9 protein-coding genes are annotated in these 9617 nt (G+C 36.7%); all 9 read right to left on the minus strand.

Annotated elements, in window-relative coordinates; all coding sequences use genetic code 11:
- Window positions 1-558: 558 nt before the first annotated feature.
- Window positions 559-1392, minus strand: coding sequence for a branched-chain amino acid ABC transporter permease (locus tag PLK24_RS04750; protein WP_324476802.1), 834 nt, complete (start codon window positions 1390-1392; stop codon window positions 559-561).
- Complete coding sequence (locus tag PLK24_RS04755; RefSeq protein WP_324476803.1) at window positions 1389-2432, minus strand: branched-chain amino acid ABC transporter permease; 1044 nt, start codon at window positions 2430-2432, stop codon at window positions 1389-1391. The genes PLK24_RS04750 and PLK24_RS04755 overlap by 4 nt, the downstream gene beginning before the upstream one ends.
- Before the next feature lie 35 nt (window positions 2433-2467).
- Window positions 2468-3157 (minus strand): ABC transporter ATP-binding protein, encoded by a 690-nt coding sequence (locus tag PLK24_RS04760; protein WP_324476804.1) that lies wholly within the window; start codon window positions 3155-3157, stop codon window positions 2468-2470.
- A 30-nt stretch (window positions 3158-3187) separates the two neighbouring features.
- A complete protein-coding gene (locus tag PLK24_RS04765; RefSeq protein WP_324476805.1) occupies window positions 3188-3979 on the minus strand; it encodes an ABC transporter ATP-binding protein in 792 nt (263 codons plus the stop codon).
- An 83-nt stretch (window positions 3980-4062) separates the two neighbouring features.
- Window positions 4063-5310 carry an ABC transporter substrate-binding protein gene (locus PLK24_RS04770; RefSeq protein WP_324476806.1) on the minus strand — a complete coding sequence of 416 codons (1248 nt, stop codon included), beginning with the start codon at window positions 5308-5310 and terminating at the stop codon, window positions 4063-4065.
- An 885-nt stretch (window positions 5311-6195) separates the two neighbouring features.
- The gene (hxlB, locus tag PLK24_RS04775) at window positions 6196-6765 is read right to left on the minus strand and encodes a 6-phospho-3-hexuloisomerase (RefSeq protein ID WP_324476807.1); all 570 of its coding nucleotides are present in this window, start codon (window positions 6763-6765) and stop codon (window positions 6196-6198) included.
- The gene (locus tag PLK24_RS04780) at window positions 6746-7417 is read right to left on the minus strand and encodes an orotidine 5'-phosphate decarboxylase / HUMPS family protein (RefSeq protein ID WP_324476809.1); all 672 of its coding nucleotides are present in this window, start codon (window positions 7415-7417) and stop codon (window positions 6746-6748) included. The genes hxlB and PLK24_RS04780 overlap by 20 nt, the downstream gene beginning before the upstream one ends.
- A 12-nt stretch (window positions 7418-7429) precedes the next feature.
- Window positions 7430-8722, minus strand: a complete 1293-nt coding sequence (locus PLK24_RS04785; protein WP_324476811.1) for a DUF1015 domain-containing protein — start codon at window positions 8720-8722, stop codon at window positions 7430-7432.
- Between the two features lie 114 nt (window positions 8723-8836).
- A partial coding sequence (locus PLK24_RS04790; protein WP_324476813.1) for an ASKHA domain-containing protein occupies window positions 8837-9617 on the minus strand: 781 nt, incomplete at its 5' end.

Genomic DNA, 9617 nt, shown 5'->3' on the forward strand with positions numbered 1-9617 from the left:
TCCAGCACCAGTTACAATAACAACTTTGTCTTGTAATCTCATACTTTTCCTCCTTAATTGGTATATAATTACCACTTTCTGATAGAAATCAAACTTTATATAAAAAATTATACGAAATTTTAATGTACCTTTCAATTATCGAAACTAAAACTATCCTTTTGAATAAGCACCAAACAAAATATGATTCAGTTTTTATAAAAATAGATAAAATATATTATGTTAAGGATTTTTTTACATTATTATAAATCTTCAATTCTTAAGATGATGGTTTTTTATTCACTGCCCTTGAACAATTCTACTTTGGATGATTAATTTTTTGATTTCTATCTCTGGTAATAGTTATTAATTCTTACTAACAATTTACTTTAGTATTTTTTTTAAAGTTTAAACTAAATACTTATCAAACCTTTCAATTTTTTTTAAATAATAAATAATCTTATCATTAAAGAGTTGATATTTTAGCAATAGAACCCATTTCTCGCAGAAATATGCAGTGAACGCTTTTAATTTTAATGGTTCTATATTATTAAACGTTACGGAATTAAATTAATATAACCATCAAATATCTATTGGTCTGAAGAAAAGCACAACAGCCATGGCAATAAAAACCACAATTTCAGATCCGGCAGGCCAAAAACGACCTGTAATTGAAATTAGCATGCCCAATATAAAGGAAGCAAAAAAAGTCCCTCGTAAGTTTCCCATTCCTCCGGTTAAAACCACGGCAAAACAGAGGAGCAAGACATTCAAACCCATGTAAGGATGAACCGCTGTAATAGGTGCATATAAGACTCCACCAACAGCTGCAAGAGCACTTCCTAAAACAAAGGCAATAGAAAAATACTTCTCAACTCGTATACCAAGACAACGTACTCCTTCTTTATTATCCAGCGCCGCTCTGATAATCTTGCCAACCATGGACTTTCTTATGAATAGTTCAAGCCCAAAAAATACTAAAATCGCTAAAAGAATTACAAAAATACGGTAAACTGGAAAAACAAATCCTAAAAAATCGATAGACTTCCCTATCGGATCGCTGAGCGGTTTCGGATACACACCCCATACCCACTTTACTATATCAACTCCAATTAGAAAAACTGCAAAGGTCGCAATAAAAGTATAATCCAATGATTCCCCATATAAACGTCGGATGATGAAGCGCTCAATACAGTAACCCACCGAAGCAGCGATCAAAACCGCTAAAATACCTCCCCATAGAAAGGGTATACCAAAGTCATTTACTGATGCTGCTAAAATATAAGCCCCAATTGTATAAGTAATCGTATGTGCAAAGTTGATTACCCTCATGGTTCCAAAGGTTAAAGATAGACCAATAGAAATAAGATAGAGCACTGCTCCAATAGTCAATCCGTACATAATTGCATAGATCATTTGGATACCCCTTTCTCCAAAGGCGGGTCGGAGTTTTCACGAGCAGCAATTCTATTAAATAGAGTTTCCAGACCACCCCAGATGCCCTTTCTAAATCTGAAAACGATGAGTAATAATGATACCCCAAGAAGAAGTTCCCAACGCTGGAAATAAATGGGAAGAAGGTTTGTAATTAACATATAAATAATTCCACCAACAATCGATCCATAAAGACATCCAGGACCTCCTATTAAACAAGCGAATATAACACCCGAATTTGCATTCACATCGAGCACATTGGGATTAATGTAGCCATAATTCAATGCTGTTAAAGCTCCGGCAAAACCTGCGACAGATGCAGAAATTATAAAATTAATCCATTTATAATAGTAGGTGTTATAACCTAAAAACCTCACTCGTTTTTCATCCTCCTTTATTGATCGTAATAGAACTCCAAATGAAGAGGATGTGATTACTCGGAGGAAAAAGAAAACAAATATTAAGGAAATTAAGACAAACCAGAAACGAAAATTTGGATTTCTAAAATTAAAAAAACTGAAACTAAGGTTTCTAACACTCAAACCATTTTCTCCTCCGGTGATAGCTTTTAAGGGTGACATTACCAAAAACCAACCAACGCGGTTAAAAGCAAGATTAATCAAGGCGAAACACGCTCCAGTTGCTCGAATAGCAATAGATCCCGCTGCCATTCCTACCACACAAGCAGCCAGCACTCCAAATACAATAGCTAATAAAGGATTTGAAGTAAGATATCGAAGGGAAAGACCTGTAGCGTAAGCACCCACTCCCAAATAGAGAAGATGTCCCATAGACAGTCTTCCCATATATCCATATAAAAGATCAAAAGATAACACCATAATACAAAAAATCGCAAAATCGGTTGCTCGATGGGTGCCTAGAAAAGGGATAAAAAATAAAAAGACGATGATTAGAAAGATTAACTCAAAAATTCGCCGCCCAACATTGGTTTTGGTTAATTGACCCCACCAGATAGTAAAAATCTGAATTACCCTTCTTTTCTTATTAAGGACATTCCTCATAAGACTCTATCCCCTTCTCCTAATCTTAATCGAACCTAAAGAGATTTCTCTAAAAGAACTAGGTTGCGGATCTCTGAAACATCATCTAATATTCGGGAAACCTTCCCTTCCTTAAGTATAACAACTTGGTCTGCCAAACGACTTACAAGAGGAAGATTTTGCTCAACAATGATTGTCGATTGTTTTCCTTTTAAACGACTTAATATCTTAGCAATGTCATTAATGACAACAGCTGCTAAGCCTTGTGTGGGTTCATCAATAAGCACCAATCTTGGATCACCAACTAAGGCTTGTCCAATGAGGAGAACTTGTCTTTGTCCACCACTCAGCTGACCGGCTTTTAGTTGAAGAAATTCTTCCATTTTGGGATATATTTCTAAAACCTTATTAAGAGCTTGAGAAAGAGGTTCAGAGCTTGAGAATGCAGCAATTTCTATGTTTTCCTGAACAGTTAGGCTACCAAAAACCTTCTTATCCTGATTAACATAACGAATTCCTCGATGATACAGCTTATTTGGCAAAAAACCTGTTATATCTTCATTATCAAAGTAAATCGAACCCTTAAGGGGTCGAATAAGTCCTACTATACTTTTGAGAAGTGTTGTTTTACCTGCTCCATTTCTGCCCACGACAAAAAGGGTTTTTCCTGCTTCTAACTCAAGAAATATGTTATACAGCGCCTTTGCGTGACCATAAGCAACGTCAACATCTGCTACTTTTAGCATACCTTACATTTCCCCCCTAAAAAGACAATTTTAATTTTGATCTAAAGAGGCTTCACGCTGTCCTTCTTCTTCAAACATTTCCTCCTTGCCCCAGTAACACTCGTTAACTAAAGAGTCTCTAAGAACTTCAGATGGATCCCCCTCGCAAATGATATGCCCTTCATTCATTACGCTGAGCCGGTCCACAAAATCAACAATTGCTGATATTTTATGTTCAATTATGACAATTGTTACTTTACTTTTAAGAATTTTTAATAACGATAGAACTTTGGTTATTTCAACATCACTTAAACCACTGAATGGTTCATCGAGAAGTAATAGCTTAGGCTTCAAAGAAAGAGAAAGGGCAATCTCAAGCAGCCTTCTGTCACCATAGGAAAGCTCTGCAGTTACTGCATGGGCATAGCCTTCAAGCTCGACAAGCTTCAATGCTTCTAGGGAACTGTCCCAAGTACTATGAGAAGAAGAGGTTAAAAACTTCCAAAATGAGTGATGAAACTTGTAACTCCAAGTTATACAAGGAACCAGATTTTCCCATACTTTGAGGGAATTAAATACTGATACGAGCTGGAAGGTACGCACCATTCCCATGCTTACTCTTTTTTCTGGCGATAGACGGGTTATATCCCGCCCTTGGAAGAATACTCTACCTGATGATGGAAGAAAGAAGCCAGTTAATAGATTAAAGAGGGTGGTTTTTCCTGACCCATTTGGCCCAATAATCCCTAAAGTTTCATTTTCCTCTATAGAAAGGTTTACATCGTTGACCGCAGTTAAACCCCCGAAGTGCTTAACTAATCCATTCGTCGTTAGTAAGCTCATCTACGTTGGCCTCCTCAAACCAATTTCTCTTTGAATAAAAAGAAGCATGGCTCCCTTTTAAAGGGAGCCATGTCAGCTTACTATCACTCATACCCCATTTCCGCTAATGGTAAGCATAGAACTTCGGTTTCAAAGAAATCAGTAATTTTGGCAAAATCCCATTGGTCAACGCGTCCTTCAGTCCCTTTTCCTTCACCAACAAAGTAAGCGTACTTGTAAAAAGGTCTCCCATCAGGACGCCAAGTACCTGGTCCTTTAAAACTTTGGAAATCGGGACTCCCCAATAATGCCTGATACATCTTTGCTGGATCAGTTGATTGAGCAGCTTCCATAGCCCGGAGGGTTTCCTTCATTCCTATGTAGGCATATGCAGCCATTACATCGGGTTGTTCACCATATTCTTTCATAAAGGCTGCCCGAATCTTCTCGGCATTTTCATAGGTCTCTATATCTTTTTCTTTAATTTGGCTTAAATCATGGTACAGCCACATTCCCATTGTTACTCCATTAAGAGCTTCGGGTGGGATACCTGCAGCAATACTTATTACAATAGCATTGTAAAAAATCTTGGTATGTTTGCTTAAACCTAACTCGTAAGCTTGTTTCAGTATTTCAATGCCATCAGTACCCCATTGCCCCATCTGTACCACATCAGGCTTGGATTCAATGATCTTGAGTATATAAGAAGTATAATCAGGAGTTCCTACCGGAGTCCAAATAAATTCTAATTTAATGTCAGGATATTTCTCGTAAACTTGCTTCATCCCAACACCAACTCCATGACCATATGCATAGTCAGGAAGGCAAGCTATAACATATTTTGGTTTATAAGTCTGAATCACATATTCCGAGGTCATACGACCTATCGCATCTACAGCACCTTGTGAAGTAAAATAGTAAGGAGCTTTATTTTCCTTACGAAATACAGCTTCTTCAATTGAATTCGTAACCATTACAAATGCGCTACCATCTAACGCTTGTTCATTTATAGCTGTACTGACGTGAGCGAAGGTTCCACCCACCAAGGTCGTGATTCCTTCTTCAATATATTCTCGATACCTTCGAACTGCAACATCAGGTTTTGTTTCATCATCTCGAACAACTGCTTCAATTTGATACTTTTTATCCCCTATTGTTAATCCTCCTGCTTCATTAACTTCTTTAACAGCAAGAAGAGCTCCCTCTGACTGAGCTTTACCGGTTGGCGCTCCCGTACCCGTGAGGCTATACATTATTCCTACTTTAATAACATCTTCTTCGGCAATCGCTAAACCACAGCACATAAGAAACGTTATAACAACCACCACAAAACTCACCCATTGTTTTTTCATTCTTAAATTTCTCCTCTCCTTTTTTCTTGAAAATTCACTATCTCATACAACTCTTTTCACCGTTTTTTTGAGCATCACCTACCTTTTTTAAGAATTATCCCAAAATATGGTATTTTCTTAACAATACCTTTTCATATTTTAACATTTAAAAATATTTTTTCAATTAATTGAATTGAATCATTTTGATTATTCTTTTTATATTTTTTTATATTTTTAAAATTAGCATTCTCAACATTCATAGTTCTATAATAACACTTTTTCTTTCAACCATGCTGAAAGACTATTGACAAAATAAGATGGTATCTTTTTGATCTTTTTTGAATGACTAAAAACATTTTTCATAGTGGATTTAAGGAGTTCAAGGGGTAAAGTCAAAGTTTCCATAAAAGTTATCCTGAACCTCATCATAGCAGATGTAAAAGAGCTCTTCAAGGTTCGGGGATCTTGATTTCTCCAGTTCACTACCGCCAGCATGATATATATGATAAAGATAGTGCTAGTTTGAGTAATCAGTTCATTATAAGATCGAATCCTAAATTCTCGAGTCAGTCTCAAAAAAGACTTTACCGTTTGAAGATTAGCTACAATATACCAGTACTTCCCATAGAGGGTAATGATCTGGTCTCCTCAAAAGAGAAAGATCAGTTGATAAGAGTAATAGCCACCGGTTTTTTTATTTTCTATTTTGGCCAAAGACAATACGGGTTTAAAGTAGTTTGGTAATAAGATTGAGTTTAATCACCATTAAACTAATGATGTTTCCCTGTGGTCTTTTCTGTATCCAATTGAAAAGAGAGAAAAAGGTTTTCCATCAAAGGTACAATGGGTTTTGGGAGTTTTTCAGTAATTATTATGGTGCGAAAGTTGAGTTATCATTAGAACTTTTTACTCTAAATTAGCATGTCGCTTCATCATTTCTTGATAAGCGAGATCTCGTTTGTCATAAACCAAGTTGAGAATACAACCATCAAAGAATAGCATTAAGGAATGCTCAAAACGTGTACCGCCTCCATTCGCACTGAGTTGTTGTGACTCAGGAGTCATTTCAGGATGAAACTCAACCACTAAATCACAAAAAGGATGAAGCGGTGTTTCGGGTTTTCCTATAATTGCTGCAACTGTCGCGCCGATTTTTTTGGCTTTTTCCGCAAATAAAAGGATTGATCCAGTTGAACCTGAACCAGAGGCAACTACTAATACATCTTCTTTATCAATGGAGGGACAATCGACCTCGCCAACAATGTGAACCTCGTAACCCAGATGCATCAATCTCATCGCAAAACCCCGGAGGATTAGAAAACTTCTTCCTCGAGCCCAAAAAAAGATACGGCGTTTAGCCCTTAAAGAGTCTATAAAGTGTAACCACTTAGAAACCCCTTCTAAATTCAAGGTCAATAGCAAGGAATGAGTTTCATTAATCACTTGCTGTACTGATTCAAAAAAAGATTGTTTCATCTATAATCCTCCTCATATTCTGAGCTTCGAGCTTAGGATTAGAGGCTTTTGTTATCGAAGATCCTGCCACAACAATAGCTGGTTGAATACTTTTTAAAATTTCTGGGAGATTAAGAGAATGAATACCTCCCGCCACCATTAGGGGTAAACGACGAGAAGAAACAAAAGACGACTGACGGGAAAATTCTAATAAAGAACCACCTTTCTTTACAACATCAGTAGACAGATGGATACATAAATAATCCGGACATAAGGAATAAATAAATTTTATTTTATTCTCATCGGACAAGGAGAGATCGATGATATCAACCACCATTTTGGCTTGGTTTAATTGAGTAGCATCTCGTACTTCTTCCAAAGTATAAGTAGAGGCTCCGGCTAAAACCGACACCATATTAGCACCTGCAGAGATAGTCTCATTTGTTTCCCAACGACCAGCATCAGCAATTTTTGTATCGGCAAAAAGTATCTTATCACCCTTTGTCCAGTCTTTAATTAGCTCAACTATTGATAAGCCATATCGCATTATAAGTGGGGTACCTATTTCTACAATATCAACAACTGATAGAACCTCTGGTTTTAACAATTTTTTGGCTTCCTGTTTGGTGAGTATATCCAGAGCAATTTGAAATAGTGCTTTTCTTTGATTCATAGCTTTTATTAATTAATCCTCCAACAAACGAATGATTAAGCCACTCCATACTTTTGGATAAAAATAGGTCGATTTCTGTGGCATTCTTTGAGAATGAAGAACTGATTTTTCAACATCATCCATAGGAGTTGGCTTCATTATAAATACAATCTGATGCTTATTCTCTTCTTTTACAACCTGAACAACATCCTTAGTCCCTCGCAAATAATCAACGTAATCTTTATTTTTCTGCATTTCTTCATCAATTCCTAATAATTCTTTCATGATAAGCTCATGAAGGATGCAAGTATCGATATATCGATTAACATTTTCGGTTTCCATTATTTGATCCATGATTTCAGGTTTTTTCAGAGTGATTGTTCCCCATATCTCTTCAACTTTTGAATAAGCCCCGATAGTCATTAAAGGAGCATTTTGGTAATATTCATAAAACTCTTTCTCGTTAGCAAAAAGATTAACTTCAAAGTATTTTTTAGCTTTATCAAAAAACCCTTTGATCTGGTTTTCAGGAAGCCCATGAATAAGCCGATGGGTTGGCAAGGCTAAAAGGCCAGGATTTTTTAAATTGATCAATGTCATCATTACATAATCGGCAGGAATTGGTTCCATCGGGTCACCAAGTTTTTCTCTTATTTCCTGGCGGTACATTAAGCTCGTTTCATAGCGATGGTGTCCATCAGCAATTATTATGGTTCGAGGATTCATAAAAAGGCGTATTTGATTAATAGCGTTATGATCAGAAAGCCTCCAAATAGTGTGGAGAGTTCCCTGCCAATCCTCAAATTGGAAAAGAAAGTTTTCAGATGTTTTGCTTTCTTCTAATATTGCATCGATACGACCGGTGGAATCGTTATAAACTCCAAAAATTTGTTCTAAGTTAGCATTGGTTGCTCGTAATAATTCCAAACGGTCAAGAGAATATTTAGGCATGGTTTTCTCATGTGGCATAATGATTTTTTTATCAAATTCTTCCAGCCGAACCAAGCCGACAAAGCCGGTGCGTTTTTTTCTTTCCGGTTGTGAATTGATTGTGTATTCTTGCTCGTAGATATATAAACTTGGTGACGGATCCCTTTGAATTTTACCCTGTTGAATCCAGGTTTTAAGAAGTTGCGCGGCTTCCTCATACCCTTTTTCGTTCTTACCCAAGGTTATATGAACTATATTATCTGGATCATCTGTTAATCTCTTTTTGTCTCTTTCGCTGATGATATCATAAGGGGGTGCAGCCAAGCGTTCAAAAGACTTATTTTTTAAAAGGTCAAGTGAATAATGAAATCCGTTAAATGACTTTACTACTGCCATTATTAATATCCTCCCATCACTGAGCAGAAAAATTTATAACCTGCTTCCAATAAATTTTTTTATTTTTTTAATTCTTACCTAAAATAACGAAAAATCATTATAAACAAAATTTGCTTAATTTTTCTCAAATATTAAGGCCTCATAAAAATATTCTTGAAAGTCAGCACGAGCTGATAATTCAACATATTGTGCTTTTTTGGCTAAATTTTCAACTTTTTCTCGAAATACTTTCGAAAGAAGGGCTTTTTTGGCTCCAAGCAATGATGCATTTCCAACTGATAATACTGTTTCTACCCTTGGGATAATACCCACAGTCATTGCACTCTCTGGATTTATAAAACTCCCAAAAGCTCCTGCCAATATTACCTGGTCAATATCTGATTCTTCTCGTTTGGCCTGGTGGAGCAAAACTTTCCTTCCCGCTTGTAAGGCTGCCTTAGCCAATTGAAGTTGAGAAATATCTTCTTGGGTTACAATAATTTGTGGATCATGACTTAAAACAAAATAAGGGCTTTTCCCTTCTGCCTGTATTCGAGAAGATAACAAATGATTGTCTTTTTGTAATCTTCCATTTGATGCTATAGAACCTCCCTTGATTAAACAAGCCAATGCATCAATGAGTCCAGTTCCACAAACTCCTCTTGGCGCTACATCTCCAATGGTGTATATTTTTAATTCAGAATTTTCAATCTCTACTTGGTGAATTGCTCCCAGGGTAGCACGGGTACCGTGCTTGATTTGAGCCCCCTCGAAAGCCGGACCTGCTGCTGTTCCACAGCAATAAATCTTACCCTGGTCAGAGAGGACAATTTCTCCATTGGTTCCTATGTCAACATAGAGGAGGGTTGAATTATTATTCTCAAGGTCATGAGCTCCTATACCAGCAACAATATCG

This window comes from Atribacter sp. (assembly GCF_035418125.1).
Taxonomy (GTDB): Bacteria; Atribacterota; Atribacteria; order Atribacterales; family Atribacteraceae; genus Atribacter; species Atribacter allofermentans.